Raw genomic sequence first — 545 nt, 5'->3', positions numbered from 1 at the left:
CCTGGTGCCGGTGTCGATCTTCGTCGGCCGCGCCCCGGACAAGCAGAGCGGTTGGTTCGCGGTGCTGTTCTCGGAAAACTGGGCACTGGTCGGCCGCTTCCGTCGCCTGCTGGCGGTGCTGCTCAACGGCCGCAGCACCATCGTCCGCTTCGCCCCGCCGATCTCCCTGCGCAACACCGTGGATGAAGGCCTGGAGCCGGAGCGCACGGTGCGCAAGCTGCAGCGCGTGCTGCGTACGCACTTCCGACGCATCCGTGAATCGGTGATCGGCCCCGACCTGTCGACCCGGCGCCTGCTGGTGGACCAGGTGCTGGCCGCCGAGCCGGTACGCGAAGCGATCGCCGCACAGGCCAAGCGCGACAACTCAAAGCCGGCCGATGCCTGGAAGAAGGCACACGCCTACGCCTGGGAAATCGCTGCGGACTATTCCAGCCCGGTAGTGCGCTCGGCCAGCTTCATGCTCAGCCACGTGTGGAACCGCATCTATGCGGGCGTGCTGGTGCACCACCTGGACAAGTTCAAGGCCGCCGCGCCGGGGCACGAAG

The 545-nt window shown here is 67.9% G+C and carries 1 protein-coding gene; it reads left to right on the top strand.

Features of this window, described 5'->3' with window-relative positions; genetic code table 11:
• Positions 1-10: 10 nt before the first annotated feature.
• Positions 11-545: hypothetical protein (locus D7X55_RS45925; RefSeq protein ID WP_199747365.1), on the top strand; the 535-nt coding region annotated here is incomplete at its 3' end.

The organism is Corallococcus sp. AB049A, assembly GCF_003668885.1.
GTDB lineage: Bacteria > Myxococcota > Myxococcia > Myxococcales > Myxococcaceae > Corallococcus > Corallococcus interemptor.
Note: the sequence above shows the minus strand (reverse complement) of the source record. Positions and strands in the feature narration are given on the sequence as shown.